Here is a 16,487-nt window from a genome sequence, read left to right on the forward strand (position 1 = left end):
TGTTCGCCTGTCGCCCGGTGTGTGGTAAGGGTAGCAAATCGGCGAACGAGCCGATTTGCAACAAAACGAAAAACGGCCACCGCGATAATTCGCTAAGTGGCCGTTTTTGCTGGAATTCTTGGTCGGAGTAGCAGGATTCGAACCTACGACCTCTGCCTCCCGAAGGCAGCGCTCTACCAAGCTGAGCTATACTCCGATGTCGATTCTCGAGGGCTCGGCCTCATCGACGCAGCGTAGTTTACGCAAATGCCGGCGGAATGCAACCCCGCCGGAGCGTTTTCACGCCTGGCGATCCACCGCCAGGTGGGCCAGTTCGGCCATGCTGTCGCGGTAGGGGCTTGCCGGCAGCTTCTCGAGCTGGGCCAGGGCCAGGTCGGCCATCTCCACGGCGCGGCTGCGGGTGTACTCCAGGGCGCCGGTGGCGTCGATGATCTCCAGCACCTCCTGCAGGTGGTCGAGGCCACCCTGGCGGATCGCCTGGCGGATCACCTTGGCTTGCGCCGGGGTGCCCTTGGCCATGGCCTGGATCAGCGGCAGGGTGGGCTTGCCCTCGGCCAGGTCGTCGCCGACATTCTTGCCCATTGCCTCGGCATCGCCCTGGTAGTCGAGCAGGTCGTCGATCAGCTGGAAGGCCAGGCCCAGGTAGCGGCCGTAGTGCTGCAGCGCGGCCTCCTGTTCCGGGGTGGCCTCGGCGAGGATGGCGCCGCTATGGCTGGCCGCCTCGAAGAGCATGGCGGTCTTGCCCTGGATGGTCTCGAAGTAGGCGGCCTCGTCGATGTCCGGGTTGCCGACGTTGGTGAGCTGCTGCACCTCGCCCTCGGCGATCACGCAGGTGGCGGAGGAGAGCACGTCCATGATCCGCATGGAGCCCACCTCGACCATCATCTGGAAGGAGCGCGAGTAGAGGAAGTCGCCGACCAGCACCGAGGGAGCATTGCCCCAGGCGTCGTTGGCGGTGGCCTTGCCGCGCCGCAGGTGAGACTCATCCACTACATCGTCATGCAGCAGGGTGGAGGTGTGCATGAACTCGATCAGGGTGGCCAGCGTCACGTGGCGGTCGCCCTGATAGCCCAGCGCCCGGGCGGCCAGCAGAACCAGCAGCGGGCGCAGCCGCTTGCCACCGCTGGCGATGATGTACTGACCGATGGTCTCGACCAGCGGGATGCGCGAGCCGAGCTGGGCCATGATGGTGCGATTGACGGCGGCAAAGTCCTCGGCCACGGCGGCGTGGATCGGGGAGGGTGCGGCGGTGTCGGAAACTGGAGCGTGGGTGGGCATGGAGGCGATATCGACGGTCGGTTGGGGGCCGGGGCGAGGTGGCCCCCTCTGGCCATGGATTGCCGGCCATGCTATGGGGCCCCCTCGGGGGCGTCAAGGCGCGCTGCCGGGCGGCGGGACGAACGGCGTGTTTCGCGGGTTGTCTGGGGCGTCGCCTGTCGTTATAATTCGCGACCCACTCATCTCGCTCCCTGTCAGATGGCTGCCAAAAGGGGCGCCACTCGAAGCAGGCCGACGAAGAGCCCAACCCGATGAGTCCTGGAGAGAGAAGCATGTACGCAGTTATCAAGAGCGGTGGCAAGCAGTACCGCGTTCAGGAAGGCCAGACCCTGAAGCTCGAGAAGATCGAAGTCCCCACCGGCGAGTCCATCGACTTCGAAGAAGTGCTGCTGGTCGGCAGCGAGGACGAGGTCAAGGTCGGCGCGCCGCTGGTTGAGGGTGCCAAGGTCTCAGCCGAGGTCGTCTCCCACGGCCGTGGCGACAAGGTGACCATCATCAAGTTCCGTCGCCGCAAACACCACATGAAGCGTCAGGGCCACCGCCAGTGGTTCACTGAAGTCAAGATCACCGGGATCTCCGCCTAAGCGGTCCATCCCCCTGAACGGAGGTTTATTCCATGGCACATAAGAAGGCAGCGGGCTCTACCCGTAACGGTCGCGATTCCGAATCCAAGCGCCTTGGCGTCAAGCTCTTCGGTGGCCAGGCCGTGAACGCCGGCAACATCATCGTTCGCCAGCGCGGCACCAAGTTCCACGCCGGCACCGGCGTCGGTATCGGCCGTGACCACACCCTGTTCGCACTGGACGAGGGCGTGGTCAAGTTCGAGACCAAGGGTCCGAAGAACCGCAAGTTCGTCAGCGTCGTCTCTGCCTGAGACGCCTGATGCTTGCCGCGAGAAGGCCCCGCCACGGCGGGGCCTTCTTGTATCATGACGGCATATTGCCGTCTGGAGAGTGACAGATGCAGTTCGTCGACGAATCCTCGATCATCGTGGAGGCCGGCAAGGGGGGCAATGGCTGCCTCAGTTTCCGCCGCGAGAAGTACGTGCCCAAGGGTGGTCCCGATGGTGGCGACGGTGGCCATGGTGGCAGCGTCTACCTGATCGGTGACGACTCCCTCAACACCCTCATCGACTTCAAGTACCAGCGCTTCTACAAGGCCCAGAACGGTCAGCCCGGCATGGGTCGGCAGATGAGCGGTCGGGCCGGTGAGGACCTGCACGTCAAGGTGCCGGTGGGGACCACGGTGATCGACGAGGACACCCTCGAGGTGATCGCCGACGTCACCGAGATCGGCCAGGTGGTGCTGGTGGCCCAGGGCGGCCGCCGCGGGCTCGGCAACATTCACTTCAAGTCCTCCACCAACCGCGCGCCGCGGCGGACCACGCCGGGCACCGAGGGCGAGCGTCGCAACCTGCGCCTGGAGATGAAGGTGATGGCCGACGTGGGTCTGCTGGGCATGCCCAATGCCGGCAAGTCGACGCTGATCCGCGCCGTCTCCGCGGCCAAGCCCAAGGTGGCCAACTACCCCTTCACCACCCTGGTGCCCAACCTGGGGGTGGTGAAGCTCGGCATGCACGAGCACTTCGTGATGGCCGACGTGCCGGGGCTGATCGAGGGGGCCTCGGACGGCGCCGGCCTGGGGCTGCGCTTCCTCAAGCACCTGACCCGGACCCGACTGCTGTTCCACGTGGTGGATGTGGCGCCCTTCGATGAGTCCGACCCGGTGGAGGCCGCCGAGGCGATCATCCACGAGCTTGGCGAGTTCTCGCCGGCCCTGGCCGAGCTGCCGCGCTGGCTGGTGCTCAACAAGCTCGACCTGCTGCCCGAGGAGGAGCGCGAGGCGCGCGCCGACGAGATCGTGCGTCGCCTGGCCTGGGATGGGCCGGTGTTCCGCATCTCGGCGATCTCCGCCGACGGCACCGATGCCCTGGTGCAGGCCGCCTACCGCTGGCTGACCGAGCAGCGCCAGCTCGAGAACGAGGACGAGGAGGCCGCCGAGCGTGCCCGCGAGATGCGCGCACGCATGGAAGACGAGGCGGTGGCCCGCACCGAGGCGCGGCTGGGTCGCAAGCGCAGGACGGCCGACGAGGATGATGACGACTTCGATGACGACGACTACGACGTCGAGGTCGAATACGCGCCGTGATGAAGTAGACTGAGGGACAGGTGGCGGTTCGAGAGGAGGTGTCGGATGAGTGACATGTTGCGCCGTATCACGATCGACCCCGCGCAGTGTGGTGGCAGACCCTGCGTTCGTGGCATGCGTATCCGGGTGGTTGATGTGCTCGACCTGCTGGCGCAGGGGTTGACCGCTCAGGAGGTGCTCGACGAGCTGCCGGACCTGGAGCAGGAAGATATCCTGGCGTGCCTTCAGTTCGCCGCGCGTCGTCTCGATCACCCCGTCCTGGCGGCATGATCCTCTGGGTTGATGCACAGCTCTCTCCCCATCTGGCGCCCTGGATCACGGAGCAGCTTGGCTTAGAGGCCTACTCGGCCCGGTGGCTGGGATACCGCGATGCGTCGGATGAGGAGATCTTCGCGGCGGCCAGGCAGGCGGACGCAGTGGTACTCACCAAGGATCGGGATTTCCCCGATCTGCTCGAGCGCCACGGGCCGCCGCCGCGTGTCATCTGGGTCACCATGGGGAACACGACCAATGCCCGGATGCGCGACGTGCTGCAGCGCTTGCTGCCCACAGCTCTGAAGCTGCTGGACAAGGGAGAGTGTCTGGTGGAACTGAGTGATCGGCAATAGTCACTCCTACGTAACTTCAGGAACTCACATGACGGAAGGGGTTATGAATCCCGGCCGCGAGGCGCTGATCGGCGCCCGCCGGGTGGTGGTGAAGATCGGCAGCGCGCTGCTGACCAACGACGGTCGCGGCCTCGACGAGGCGGCGATCGGCGGTTGGGTGGATCAGATCGCCGCGCTGCACAAGAGCGGCATCGAGGTGGTGCTGGTCTCCTCCGGAGCGGTGGCCGCGGGCATGGTGCGCCTCGGCTGGCAGGCGCGCCCCTCGGCGGTGCACGAGCTGCAGGCGGCCGCGGCGGTGGGCCAGAACGGCCTCACCGAGTGCTACGAGGGCCACTTCGCCCGCCACGGCCTGCTGACCGCCCAGGTGCTGCTGACCCACGACGACCTCTCCAACCGCAAGCGCTACCTCAATGCGCGCTCGGCGCTGCGCACCCTGGTGGGCCTGCGGGTGGTGCCGGTGATCAACGAGAACGACACCGTGGTCACCGACGAGATCCGCTTCGGTGACAACGATACCCTGGGCGCCCTGGTGGCCAACCTGCTGGAGGCCGATGCCCTGGTGATCCTCACCGACCAGGAGGGGCTGTTCGACGCCGATCCGCGCGGCAACCCCGAGGCGCGGCTGATCGGCGAAGGGCGCGCCGACGACCCGGCGCTGGCGGCGGTGGCCGGCGGCAGTGGTGCCCTGGGTCGCGGCGGTATGGCCACCAAGATTCGCGCCGCGCGGCTGGCGGCGCGCTCGGGGGCCGTTACCGCCATCGCCGGTGGTCGCCAGACCGAGGTGCTCGCGCGGCTGATGGCCGGCGAGCGACTGGGCACCCTGCTCTACCCTGACCAGGCGCCCATCGCGGCGCGCAAGCGCTGGCTCGCCGGCCAGCTGCAGGTGCGCGGCACCCTGACCCTGGATGCCGGGGCGGTAAAGGTGCTGCGTGGCAGCGGCTCGAGCCTGCTGCCGGTGGGGGTGAAGGCCGCTTCCGGTGCGTTCCGTCGCGGCGACATGGTGCTCTGCGTCGACGAGGCCGGCGAGCGGGTGGCCAAGGGGCTGGTCAACTACGGCATCGACGATGCGCTGCGCATCCTCGGCCAGCCCAGTCATCAGATCGAGGCGCTCCTCGGCTACATGGAGGCCCCGGAGCTGATCCATCGCGACAACCTGGTGGTGCTCTAGGCGAGACGCTATGGCAAGCGGGTCACGGGCTGTGCTAGGATACGCCATCCTCTCAGACACGGCCCGTGAACGATCGCCGATCTTCGGCGATCGGCCAGATGGCCAAGCCGGCGGGAAGGCTTTTACTTTCCTGCCGGATCAATACGTTATGAAGCCGTCACCACACGGGCGGCAATGAATCTCCAAGGAGACAGCAAGTGGCAAACAGCAAGCAAGCTCGCAAGCGCGCCCGTCAGGCCGAAGGTCGTCGTGTCCTGAAGGCCAGCCAGCGCAGCATGGTCCGCACCTACATCAAGCGCGTCATCAAGGCCATCAACGGTGGTGATCACGCCGAGGCGATGGCAGCCTTCCAGAAGGCGCAGCCGGTCATCGACCGCATCGCCGACAAGGACGTGCTCTCCAAGAAGCGTGCCGCACGCATGAAGAGCCGCCTGAACAAGCGCATTAAGGCCCTGGCTGCCTAAGCCGGTCCGATGCCATCGAGGCGCGGCCTGCGTGGCGCGCGCTTCGTGATAAAAACCGGCTGCGGCCGGTTTTTTTGTGGCTGCCATTCATGGGGCGGATGAAAAGCCGAGGAACGGACGTGACGGATCGCGAACAGTCGCCACCGGCGCCGGTGGACGAGAACGACAAGGTGGTGGCCCCCAAGGGGGGTGGGCTGATGCGCTCTGGCCTGGTGGTCAGCGTGATGACCATGCTCTCGCGGGTGATGGGCCTGGCCCGCGACGTGGTGATCGCCGCGCTGTTCGGCGCGGGGCAGGGCGCCGATGCCTTCTTCGTCGCCTTCAAGGTCCCCAACTTCATGCGCCGGCTGTTCGCCGAGGGCGCCTTCAACCAGGCCTTCGTGCCGGTGCTCTCGGAGTACGCCACCCGCGGCAGCCGGCGCGAGGTGCGCGAGCTGCTCGATGCCGTCTCCGGCAGCCTCGCTGCGGTGCTCTTCCTGCTCACCGCGGTGGCCATGTTCGCCGCTCCCTGGCTGGTGTGGGTGTTCGCCCCCGGCTTCGGCCGCGATCCGGCCAAGCTCGCGCTCACCGCCGACATGCTGCGGCTGACCTTCCCCTACCTGCTGCTGATCTCGCTGACGGCGTTTGCCGGCAGCGTGCTCAATACCTGGAATCGCTTCGCGGTGCCGGCCTTCACCCCGGTGCTGCTCAACCTCTCGTTGATCGGCGCGGCGCTGCTGCTGACACCGCTGTTCGAGGAGCCGGCCATGGCCCTGGCCTGGGGCGTGCTGATCGCCGGCGGTGCCCAGCTCGCTTTCCAGGTGCCTTTCCTGATGCGCCTGGGGCTGGCGCCGCGGCCCTGGCCGAGCTTCGCCCACCCCGGCGTCAAGCGGATCATGGTACTGATGGTGCCGGCGCTGTTCGGCGTCTCGGTGTCCCAGATCAACCTGCTCCTCGATACCGTGCTCGCCTCGCTGCTGACCGCCGGCAGCGTCTCCTGGCTCTACTACTCCGACCGCCTGGTGGAGCTGCCGCTTGGGGTCTTCGGCATCGCCATCGGCACCGTGATCCTGCCGGCGCTCTCCAAGCGTCACGCCGCGCAGTCCGGCGAGCACTTCAGCGCCATGCTCGATTGGGCAATCCGCGCCGTGCTGCTGCTCGGCCTGCCCGCGGCCCTGGCCCTGGCGGTACTCGCCGAGCCGCTGCTGATCTCGCTGTTCCACTATGGCGCCATGACCGAGCGTGACATCGCCATGGCGGCGATGAGTCTTCGCGCGTACTCGCTTGGGTTGGTGGCCTTCATGCTGATCAAGGTGCTGGCGCCGGGCTTCTTCGCCCGCCAGGACACCAAGACGCCGGTGAAGGTGGGCATCATCGCCATGGTCGCCAACATGGTCTTCAACCTGATCCTGGTCTGGCCCCTGGCCCACGCCGGCCTGGCTTTGGCCACCGCGCTCTCGGCCTTCATGAACGCCGGCCTGCTGGGCTGGCTGCTGCGCAAGCAGGGCGTGCTGGTGTTCCAGCCCGGCTGGGGGCGCTACGCGGTGCAGCTGCTGGGCGGCTGCGCGGTGATGGGGTTGGGCCTGGCCTGGGCCGCGCCCGACTGGCAGGCGTGGCTCGGCTGGGGCATCTGGCAGCGCGTCGCCTGGCTGGCCGCCCTGGTGGTTGGAGGTGCGACGCTCTACTTCGCCTGGCTGGCCGCCACCGGCGTGCGCCTGCGGCACTTCCGGATGAACAGCTGATCGCTACCGTCTGGCGAGGGGCGCTGGGGATAGGCTGAAGAGGAGGTCCGAGGACCAGGGGTGAGGAGCAACGCTCCGAACGGGCTGGCCAAGGATGGCCAGCACCGGAACTGCAAGCGGAGCGGGACGCGAGAGCGCTGCAGGGCCGAGGTAGCGTACAGGGATGTATTTACAGCGCCTCCTCGAATGCCTGTCGCCAGATCAGTCCCGAGCAAGATGGCATGCAGTGGCCCGCCCCGGCTGTCAAGGGGCCGGCTGTCCGGTATAATCGACGCTTTGACCACCATTCGACGCCGAGCGGGGCTCCACCACGCCATGCAAGTGATTCGAGGACTGCACAACCTGCGCGACGAGCACCGCGGCTGCGTGGCCACCATCGGCAACTTCGATGGCGTGCATCGCGGCCATCAGGCGATCCTCGAGCAGTGTCGCGAACAGGCCCGCCGCCTCGATCTGCCGGTGGTGGTGGTGGTGTTCGAGCCCCAGCCCCGGGAGTTCTTCGCCGGCGAGCAGGCCCCGCCGCGGCTCACCCGCCTGCGTGACAAGGTGCGCCTGCTGGGCGAGGCGGGGGTCGAGCGGGTGCTCTGCCTGCCCTTCAACGACGCCCTGCGCAGCCTGACCGCCGAGGCCTTCATCGAGCGCGTACTGATCGACGGGCTGGGCGTGCGCCATCTGGTGGTAGGCGACGACTTCCGCTTCGGTTGCGACCGCCGCGGCGACTTCCACCTGCTCACCGCGGTGGGCGAGGCCAACGGCTTCGGCGTGGAGCACACCCGCACCTTTACCGTCGACGATGAGCGGGTCTCCAGCAGCCGTATCCGCACCCTGCTGGCCAGCGGCAACTTCGCCGCCGCCGCCGCCCTGCTGGGTCGCCCCTATCGCCTGGGCGGACGAGTGGTGCCCGACCAGCAGCTGGGCCGTACCATCGGCGTGCCCACCGCCAACCTGCCGCAGCCGGTGCGCTCTCTGGCGCTGCAGGGGGTCTATGCGGTGGTGAGCGAGCTGCCCGACGGGCGCCGCCTGCCCGGCGTGGCCAATATCGGCTGGCGCCCCACCGTGGGCAGCACGCGCCCGGTGCTCGAGGTACACCTGTTCGACTTCGATGGCGAGCTCTACGGCGAACGCCTTGCGGTGTTTCCCTGCGCCAAGCTGCGTGGCGAGGTGAAGTTCGATGACTTCGCGGCCTTGAAACAGCAGATCGGTCTCGACCTCGAGCGGGCTCGTGGCTACTTTGCCCAGCATGCTTTGCAGCGCCCCACCTTCATTAATGACGATTCTCTTCCTCTGGCATCGGCGCCGCTGGCGCGCGAGGCCGTGACACTCGATTCCTCGGTGGGTACGCCTGCCGACCATGACGACGGCTGATCCCCAGAATATGAGCGACTACAAGCCCACTCTGAACCTGCCAGAAACCGACTTCCCCATGCGCGGCATGCTGCCCAAGCGCGAGCCCGAGCGGCTGGCCCAGTGGCAGCAGCTGGACCTCTACCACCGCCTGCGCGAGGCGCGCCGGGGCCGGGAACTGTTCGTGCTGCACGACGGCCCTCCCTACGCCAACGGCAGCATCCATATCGGTCACGCCGTCAACAAGATCCTCAAGGACATCATCGTCAAGTCGAAGAACCTGGCCGGCTTCGATGCCCCCTACGTGCCGGGCTGGGACTGCCACGGCCTGCCCATCGAGCACAAGGTGGAGACCACCCACGGCAAGCACCTGGCGCCCGAGCGCGCCCGCGAGCTGTGTCGCGAGTACGCCGCCGAGCAGATCCAGGGCCAGCTCACCGACTTCGTGCGCCTGGGCGTGGTCGGCGACTGGGACAACCCCTACCGCTCCATGGACTTCGCCAACGAGGCCGGCGAGATCCGTGCCCTGGCCGACATGGTCGAGGCCGGCTACGTGTTCAAGGGCCTGAAGCCCGTCAACTGGTGCTTCGACTGTGGCTCGGCCCTCGCCGAGGCCGAGGTGGAGTACCAGGACAAGAAGTCCGACGCCATCGACGTGGCCTTCGCGGTGGAGGATTCCGACCGCCTGGCCGCCGCCTTCGGCCTGAGCGAGCTGCCCAAGCCGGCGGTGATCGTGATCTGGACCACCACCCCCTGGACCATCCCCGCCAACCAGGCGCTCAACATGCACCCGGAGTTCACCTACGCCCTGGTGGACACCGGCAGCCGCCTGCTGGTGCTGGCCGAGGAGCTGGTCGAGTCCTGCCTGGAGCGCTATGGCCTCGAGGGCGAGGTGATCGCCACCGCCAAGGGCGCGGCCTTCGACGGCATCCGCTTCCGCCATCCCTTCTACGAGCGCCTCTCGCCGGTGTATCTCGCCGACTACGTCGAGAGCGAGGTGGGCAGCACCGGCATCGTCCACTCCGCGCCCTCCTATGGCGTGGATGACTTCGTCACCTGCCGCGAGCACGGCATGAGCTTCGACGAGATGCTCAACCCGGTGCAGGGCGACGGCGTCTACGCCGATGACCTGCCGTTCTTCGGCGGCCAGCTGATCTGGAAGGCCAACCCGCAGATCGTCGCCAAGCTCGAGGAAGTGGGCGCGCTGATGGCCCACCAGCCGATTATCCACAGCTACATGCACTGCTGGCGCCACAAGACCCCGGTGATCTACCGCGCCACCGCCCAGTGGTTCGTGGGTATGGATGTGCAGGGCCGTGACGGCAAGACCCTGCGCGAGCAGGCCCTGGAGGGCATCGAGGCCACCGCATTCACTCCAGCCTGGGGCAAGGCGCGCCTGCACAGCATGATCGCCAACCGCCCGGACTGGTGCATCTCGCGCCAGCGCAACTGGGGCGTGCCGATCCCCTTCTTCCTGCACAAGTCCACCGGTGAGCTGCACCCGCGCACCGTGGAGCTGATGGAGGAGGCCGCCAAGCGCGTCGAGGCCGAGGGCATCGATGCCTGGTTCCGCCTCGATCCGGCGGAGCTGTTGGGCGAGGAGGCGGCCGACTACGAGAAGGTCACCGATACCCTGGATGTGTGGTTTGACTCCGGCACCACCCATCGCCACGTGCTGCGCGGCTCGCACCCCCATGGCCACGAGACAGGCCCGCGCGCCGATCTCTACCTGGAGGGCTCCGACCAGCACCGCGGCTGGTTCCACTCCTCGCTGCTGACCGGTTGCGCCATCGACGGCTATCCGCCGTACCGCGGCCTGCTCACCCACGGCTTCACCGTGGATGCCCAGGGCCGCAAGATGTCCAAGTCGGTGGGCAACGTGGTGGCGCCCCAAGAGGTGATGGACAAGCTTGGCGCCGACATCCTGCGCCTGTGGGCGGCCTCCACCGACTACTCCGGCGAGATGGCGGTCTCTGACGAGATCCTCAAGCGTACCGCCGATGTCTACCGCCGCATCCGTAACACCTCGCGCTTCCTGCTCGCCAACCTCAACGGCTTCGCGCCGGAGCGTGATGCGCTGCCGTTCGACGAGATGCTGGCCCTGGACCAGTGGGTGGTGGATCGCGCCGCCCAGCTGCAGGCGCGCATCGAGAAGGCCTACGAGGAGTATCGCTTCCTCGACGTCTACCAGCAGGTGCACGGCTTCTGCGCCCGGGAGCTGGGTGGCTTCTATCTGGACGTGATCAAGGATCGCCAGTACACCACCCAGACCGATTCGGTGGCGCGGCGCAGCGCCCAGACCGCGCTCTACCACGTGGTGGAGGCACTCTCGCGCTGGGTGGCGCCGATCCTCAGCTTCACCGCCGAGGAGATCCATGAGCATATCCCCGGAGAGCGCGGCGAGAGCGTGCTGCTCGAGGAGTACTACACCGGGCTCGCCACGCTGGCCGACGACGCCGAGATGGGCCGCGACTTCTGGGAGCGGGTGCTCGAGGTCAAGCAGGCGGTCAACAAGTGCCTGGAGGACGCCCGTAACGCCAAGGCCATCAAGGGCAGCCTGGCCGCCGAGGTCACCCTCCACGTGGACGACGCCCTGCACGCCACCCTGGCCAAGCTGGGTGACGAGCTGCGCTTCGTGATGCTTACCAGCGAGGTGACGCTCAAGCCGCTTGCCGAGGCCCCGGCGGAGGCAGAAGCCACCGAACTCGAGGGTCTCAAGGTGGCGGTGGTCGAGAGCCCCAACAACAAGTGCGAGCGCTGCTGGCACCATCGCGAGGAGGTGGGTACCCACCCCGAGCACCCGGACCTCTGCAACCGCTGCATCAGCAACCTGCCGGATGGCCCCGGCGAAACCCGCCGCTATGCGTAAGGTGCCCGGCATGGCCAGCAGTGAAGATAAAGGCGAAGAAGCCAAGGAGCGCGCAGGGCAGGGCGCTGCCAAGGGCACCGAGGTAGCGCCCATGCAACAGCCGCTACGTTGGCTGTGGCTGGCGCTGGCGGTGATCGCGCTGGACCTCGCCACCAAGTACGCCGCCAGTGCCTGGCTCACCTATGCCCGGCCGGTAGAGGTGCTGCCGTTCTTCAACCTGACGCTGCTGCACAACACCGGGGCGGCCTTCAGCTTCCTGGCCGGTCACCCCGGCTGGCAGCGCTGGTTCTTCGCCGCCATCGCGGTGGGCGCGAGCATCGGCCTGACGCTGTGGATGCGTCGCCTCAAGCGCGACGAGACGCTGCTGGCGGCGTCGCTTGCCATGATCATCGGCGGAGCGCTGGGCAACCTCTACGACCGCCTGGTGCACGGCTACGTGGTGGACTTCCTCTCCTTCCACGCGGCGGGCTGGTACTACCCCGCCTTCAACGTGGCGGACATCGGCATCACCCTGGGCGCCATCGGCCTGATCTGGGAGTCGCTGTTCGGCGAGAAGCGCCGCGCCCGCCGCCGGGGCTAGGCCACCCAAGGCAACGACGAGAATTTGTAGGAGCCCGATTTATCGGGCGAATGGCGCCGTCAGGCGCCCCGGCGAGGCACCCAAGGCAACGACGAGTTTTTGTAGGAGGCCGGCTCCGCCGGGCGAATGGCGCCGAAGGCGCCCCGGCAGTGTTGCCAAAGCCTCGCCACCGTACCGAAATCCTGTTTACCGAGTCCCAAGACCCATGACCGACCAGAATAGCCCCCAACACCGCATCGACGAGGGCATGGAAGTGACCCTGCACTTCACCCTCAAGCTGGAAGACGGCACCGTGGTGGACTCCACCCGCGACAAGGCCCCGGCCACCTTCCAGGTGGGCGACGGCAACCTGCCGCCCGGCTTCGAGCACCCCATGAAGGGCATGAGCGCCGGCGAGAGCGCCACCTTCGAGATCACCCCGGAGCACGCCTTCGGCCAGCACAACCCGCAGAACATCCAGCGCCTCAAGCGCGATGACTTCGGCGAGGAGCCCCTGGAGATCGGCACCGTGATGTCCTTCGCCGATCCCGGCGGCGGTGAGCTGCCCGGCGTGATCAGCGCCATCGAGGGCAATCAGGTGGACGTGGACTTCAACCACCCGCTGGCGGGGCGTACCCTGACCTTCGAAGTGGAAGTGATCGACGTGAAGCCCGCCACCACGCATTAGGAAAACACTGACTTCCTGCTGCGCTCGATATCCTGGCCGCCGGCGGTGCTCGTCATCCTCATGTAGCAGGCTACATTCCGGTGACTGTGCTCCGGCGGCGACCAGCCTCTCTTCGCTCGCGACGGAACTCAGCGCTTTCCCTCTTATCTCAGGCAGATGCCCCTGAAGCATCAAGGCAGATACCCATGCAGATCAAACTGGCCAACCCCCGCGGCTTCTGCGCCGGCGTCGACCGCGCCATCGAGATCGTCAATGGCGCTCTGGACGTGTTCGGTCCGCCGATCTACGTGCGCCACGAGGTGGTCCACAATCGCTTCGTGGTGGACAGCCTGCGCGAGCGCGGCGCCATCTTCGTCGAGGAGCTCCACGAGGTCCCCGACGACGTCATCGTCATCTTCTCCGCCCACGGCGTCTCCCGCGCCGTGCAGCAGGAGGCGGAGCGCCGCGGCCTCAAGGTGTTCGACGCCACCTGCCCGCTGGTCACCAAGGTGCATATGGAAGTGCTGCGCTACGCCAAGCGCGGCCAGGAGTGCATCCTGATTGGCCACGAGGGGCACCCCGAGGTGGAGGGCACCATGGGGCGCTACGACACCTCCCACGGCGGCGCCATCTACCTGGTGGAAGACGAGGAGGATGTGGCCAACCTCGAGGTGAAGGACCCGAGCCAGCTCGCCTTCGTCACCCAGACCACCCTCTCCATGGACGACACCGCCCGGGTGATCGACGCCCTGCGCGCCAAGTTCCCGGAGATCCAGGGGCCGCGCAAGGATGACATCTGCTACGCCACCCAGAACCGCCAGGACGCCGTGCGCGAGCTGGCCGCGGGAAGCGACCTGGTACTGGTGGTGGGCAGCCCCAACAGCTCCAACTCCAACCGCCTGCGTGAGCTCTCCGAGCGGGTCGGCACCCCCGCCTACTTGATCGACAGCGCCGAGCAGATCGAGCCGGCGTGGCTCGAGGGCGTGAAGGCTATCGGTGTCACCGCCGGTGCCAGCGCCCCCGAGGTGCTGGTGCAAGGCGTGATCGAGCGGCTGCAGAGCCTCGGCGCCACCGTCCCCGAGGAACTCGCCGGCCGCGAGGAGACCATCACCTTCTCCATGCCCCGCGAACTGCGTGAGCGAGTGATCGTCAGCGAATAGCGGGCAGCAGCAAGAGAGCAGGCAGGAAGGGCAGTAAAGCGAACGCCGCCGTCATGCAGATGACGGCGGCGTTCCTCTTAGAACCGCCACCCCAGGCTCACCGCCGCACCCACCTGGTGCATGCTGAGCTCGATCTGCTGGCCATCCCCCAGAGGGTTCTCACCGCGTACCGTCTCCTCTGGCGAATAGAAGGCCATGCCCGAGAGCTCCAGGCCATCGGCGATCTGGCGGGTGAAGCCGCCAGTGACGTGCCACTGCTGCACGCCGGGGGCGAGGATGTTAAACAGCACCTCGCTGTCGGGGATCGGCTGCTCGCCATAGCTCACCCCGGCGCGCCAGGTCTGCTGCTCATCCTGCTGCCACTGCCAGCCCAGCTTGACCACCGTCATGTCGTCCCAGCCGAAACCGGAACCCTCGTCCTCACCCAGGCGAGTGGTGGGATCGAAGTGATTGCCCACGCTATTGATCTCGCTGTAGCGGATATGCTGAATGTCCAGCAGCAGCCAGTGATCCTCGATGCCCGACCACGCCAGGCCACCCTGGAACATCTGCGGAATATCGAAATCGCCCTGCTCGGCGAAAAGCCCGCGGTAGTCGTCGAACTCCTCCATCTTCAGCACCTTGCGCCAGCTCAGGCCGCCGCGCAGCGTGTCGGTGAGCTGGCCCTGCCAGCCGATCTGGAAGCCGTAGCCCCAGGCATCGTCGGTGCCATTGTTGGTGAGAGCGCTCGGGTCGGAGGAAAAGCCGGCGAAGCTTCCCAGCCCCTCGGCAGAGAAGCGCTGGTAGGCGATCACCGGCGAGACGCCGATGGCGTGGTTCTCGTTGAGCTTCCACGTCCAGGTAGGCGCGATAAACAACTGTTCCAAGTTCACCCCGGCCTCGCCGGCACCGAAGGTACCCATATCGCGGCCGCTGTACTCGGTGTTCATGCCGCCGTTGGCGAAGATCGAGACACCCAGGGTCTGGCGCTCACCGACCTGGCGGTTGTAGCCGGCGCTTGGGATCACGAAGGCCTCCTTCTCGCTCTCGCGGCTGCCGGGCATCAGGTAGAAGCCCTGCGTACCGCCACCCTCCACCGAGTACTCGCGGCGAGGCGAGAAGAGCTCAGCGCCGATATCGGCACGGTCGCCGACGAACGCCATGCCCGCCGGGTTGGTGGCCGCGGCGATGCTATCCTGGGAAAGCGCGGTGCCGGCGCCGGCCATGCCCTGGTTGATGGTGCCGTAGCCGTGGGAAAAGTAGCCGTTGGTGGCCAGCGCTTGGGCGGGTGCCAGCGCCGCCAGCAGCAGGAGGGTGTGCTTCCGGTTCATGGTGTGCCTGTCGGGGGAGGGTAATAATGATGGGGCCCTTTCTACCGGAGGCTGGTTATAATTAAAAGTGATTAATGGTTATTTTTATATTCCTAATTTTTGAAAATGAAAACACAATCAGCCCTCTCCCGAAGCATTCCCCGCACATAGCTGAGCTGAACCCTGTGTGTCGCTGCCCATCAGCGGCTAGACTGAAGCCAATCCCTTCGCTCCGTCGGCGGCATTTTGCCTCGCCACCATATCCGGACGGGCACTCTTGATACATACTGAAACCGAATGTAACGAACCATGGAGACGCGCGGCGTGACCCAACCGAGCACCCGACGCAGGCCCCAGGGCCCCACAGGCAGCACCCGGCGCACCGCCGGCTTCACCCTCATCGAACTGATGATTGCGGTAGCCATTGTCGCGATTCTGGCTTCCATCGCCTACCCGAGTTACACCAGTTACGTGGAGAAGACGCGGCGTACCGATGCTATGTCCAGCCTGATGCAGACAGCGGGGCAGTTGGAGCGGTGTTATACAGTGACCAACAACTATGCCTCGGCTGCGGATGGCACGAGTTGTGTGTCAGCATCACGGCCTTCGCAGGAAGGCTTCTACACCATAATCGCCAGCGTTGCGGTCTCCACATACCAGATATCGGCTGACCCATCCGGAACGAAGCAAAAAGACGACGATTGTGGAGTGTTTACTTTAGATCATATAGGAAATAAAGGTGCCGATGCTACCGATTGCTGGTGACAAAAAAAAGCATAAGGGATTTACGCTTATTGAGTTGCTGATTACCATCGCTGTGGCCGTGGTATTGGCCACAATGGCGGTTCCCGGGTTCCAAGATATGGTAAAAAGAAATCGCCTAGCGGCCGACTACAACGAGATCCTCGCTACTTTGAATTATGCGCGGAGTGAAGCCGTTAAAAGGAGGATAGATATTTCTGCTGTTGTCGAGTCTTCTTCTCCTTGGAAGATTAGTGTTGATGCTAGCGGTTCTATTGGCACGTTGCGAGTGAGTGAAGGACGTGATGGGCGCGTGAGTATCAGCGGTCCTGATTCCGTGGTCTTCAACTCCTTGGGAAGGCGGGCGTCATGTGGTGGTGTGAGCCCTTGCCAGTTGGGGGTAGCGATCTCGGGAGAAGATACCGAGACGATTGAAGTCAGTGCCTCAGGCAGTGTCAATTGATGGTGGCC

17 protein-coding genes and 1 tRNA gene are annotated in these 16,487 nt (G+C 66.1%); 15 read left to right on the plus strand and 3 right to left on the minus strand.

What is annotated here, in order from left to right; translation table 11 throughout:
- Window positions 1-119: 119 nt before the first annotated feature.
- Together ACJ7IV_RS02135 and ispB are read right to left on the minus strand one after the other, a co-directional pair.
- Window positions 120-196: transfer RNA gene (locus ACJ7IV_RS02135), tRNA-Pro, on the minus strand.
- Between the two features lie 83 nt (window positions 197-279).
- The gene (gene ispB / locus ACJ7IV_RS02140) at window positions 280-1,278 is read right to left on the minus strand and encodes an octaprenyl diphosphate synthase (protein ID WP_232912639.1); all 999 of its coding nucleotides are present in this window, start codon (window positions 1,276-1,278) and stop codon (window positions 280-282) included.
- Window positions 1,279-1,550: 272 nt separating this feature from the next.
- On the opposite strand from ispB, the gene rplU reads away from it, so the two are divergent.
- The 13 genes from rplU to ispH all read left to right on the plus strand — a co-directional run bounded on the left by rplU (window position 1,551) and on the right by ispH (window position 13,986).
- Entirely contained in the window at window positions 1,551-1,862 is a 312-nt protein-coding gene (gene rplU / locus ACJ7IV_RS02145; protein WP_483865563.1) for a 50S ribosomal protein L21, read from the plus strand.
- Window positions 1,863-1,894: 32 nt separating this feature from the next.
- Complete coding sequence (rpmA, locus tag ACJ7IV_RS02150; RefSeq protein ID WP_161430267.1) at window positions 1,895-2,152, plus strand: 50S ribosomal protein L27; 258 nt, start codon at window positions 1,895-1,897, stop codon at window positions 2,150-2,152.
- Between the two features lie 86 nt (window positions 2,153-2,238).
- Complete coding sequence (gene cgtA / locus ACJ7IV_RS02155; protein WP_483865564.1) at window positions 2,239-3,426, plus strand: Obg family GTPase CgtA; 1,188 nt, start codon at window positions 2,239-2,241, stop codon at window positions 3,424-3,426.
- Window positions 3,427-3,471: 45 nt separating this feature from the next.
- Window positions 3,472-3,696, plus strand: a complete 225-nt coding sequence (locus tag ACJ7IV_RS02160) for a DUF433 domain-containing protein (protein ID WP_483865565.1) — start codon at window positions 3,472-3,474, stop codon at window positions 3,694-3,696.
- Complete coding sequence (locus tag ACJ7IV_RS02165; RefSeq protein ID WP_483865566.1) at window positions 3,693-4,034, plus strand: DUF5615 family PIN-like protein; 342 nt, start codon at window positions 3,693-3,695, stop codon at window positions 4,032-4,034. Before ACJ7IV_RS02160 ends, ACJ7IV_RS02165 begins: the two co-directional genes overlap by 4 nt.
- 28 nt (window positions 4,035-4,062) lie before the next feature.
- Entirely contained in the window at window positions 4,063-5,202 is a 1,140-nt protein-coding gene (gene proB, locus ACJ7IV_RS02170; RefSeq protein WP_483865567.1) for a glutamate 5-kinase, read from the plus strand.
- A 197-nt stretch (window positions 5,203-5,399) separates the two neighbouring features.
- Window positions 5,400-5,666 carry a 30S ribosomal protein S20 gene (gene rpsT, locus ACJ7IV_RS02175; RefSeq protein WP_213311981.1) on the plus strand — a complete coding sequence of 89 codons (267 nt, stop codon included), beginning with the start codon at window positions 5,400-5,402 and terminating at the stop codon, window positions 5,664-5,666.
- Window positions 5,667-5,863: 197 nt separating this feature from the next.
- On the plus strand, window positions 5,864-7,387 hold the full coding sequence (murJ, locus tag ACJ7IV_RS02180) for a murein biosynthesis integral membrane protein MurJ (protein WP_483866534.1): 1,524 nt from the start codon (window positions 5,864-5,866) through the stop codon (window positions 7,385-7,387).
- A gap of 315 nt (window positions 7,388-7,702) precedes the next feature.
- Complete coding sequence (ribF, locus tag ACJ7IV_RS02185) at window positions 7,703-8,752, plus strand: bifunctional riboflavin kinase/FAD synthetase (RefSeq protein ID WP_483865568.1); 1,050 nt, start codon at window positions 7,703-7,705, stop codon at window positions 8,750-8,752.
- A gap of 10 nt (window positions 8,753-8,762) precedes the next feature.
- Window positions 8,763-11,600 carry an isoleucine--tRNA ligase gene (ileS, locus tag ACJ7IV_RS02190; protein WP_483865569.1) on the plus strand — a complete coding sequence of 946 codons (2,838 nt, stop codon included), beginning with the start codon at window positions 8,763-8,765 and terminating at the stop codon, window positions 11,598-11,600.
- A 91-nt stretch (window positions 11,601-11,691) separates the two neighbouring features.
- Window positions 11,692-12,180 (plus strand): signal peptidase II, encoded by a 489-nt coding sequence (gene lspA / locus ACJ7IV_RS02195; protein WP_483866535.1) that lies wholly within the window; start codon window positions 11,692-11,694, stop codon window positions 12,178-12,180.
- A 205-nt stretch (window positions 12,181-12,385) separates the two neighbouring features.
- The gene (gene fkpB, locus ACJ7IV_RS02200; protein WP_483865570.1) at window positions 12,386-12,847 is read left to right on the plus strand and encodes an FKBP-type peptidyl-prolyl cis-trans isomerase; all 462 of its coding nucleotides are present in this window, start codon (window positions 12,386-12,388) and stop codon (window positions 12,845-12,847) included.
- Between the two features lie 185 nt (window positions 12,848-13,032).
- A complete protein-coding gene (ispH, locus tag ACJ7IV_RS02205; RefSeq protein WP_483865571.1) occupies window positions 13,033-13,986 on the plus strand; it encodes a 4-hydroxy-3-methylbut-2-enyl diphosphate reductase in 954 nt (317 codons plus the stop codon).
- Window positions 13,987-14,063: 77 nt separating this feature from the next.
- On the opposite strand, the gene ACJ7IV_RS02210 is transcribed toward ispH, so the two are convergent.
- Window positions 14,064-15,296, minus strand: a complete 1,233-nt coding sequence (locus tag ACJ7IV_RS02210) for an OmpP1/FadL family transporter (protein WP_483865572.1) — start codon at window positions 15,294-15,296, stop codon at window positions 14,064-14,066.
- Between the two features lie 303 nt (window positions 15,297-15,599).
- Between ACJ7IV_RS02210 and ACJ7IV_RS02215 the strand changes: the two genes are divergently transcribed.
- Both ACJ7IV_RS02215 and ACJ7IV_RS02220 read left to right on the plus strand, forming a co-directional pair.
- On the plus strand, window positions 15,600-16,040 hold the full coding sequence (locus tag ACJ7IV_RS02215; RefSeq protein ID WP_483865573.1) for a type IV pilin protein: 441 nt from the start codon (window positions 15,600-15,602) through the stop codon (window positions 16,038-16,040).
- Window positions 16,021-16,479: a GspH/FimT family pseudopilin gene (locus ACJ7IV_RS02220; protein WP_483866536.1), complete on the plus strand. Its 459-nt coding sequence runs from the start codon at window positions 16,021-16,023 to the stop codon at window positions 16,477-16,479. Before ACJ7IV_RS02215 ends, ACJ7IV_RS02220 begins: the two co-directional genes overlap by 20 nt.
- Window positions 16,480-16,487: the final 8 nt, after the last annotated feature.

This window comes from Halomonas sp. C10-5, from assembly GCF_057169305.1.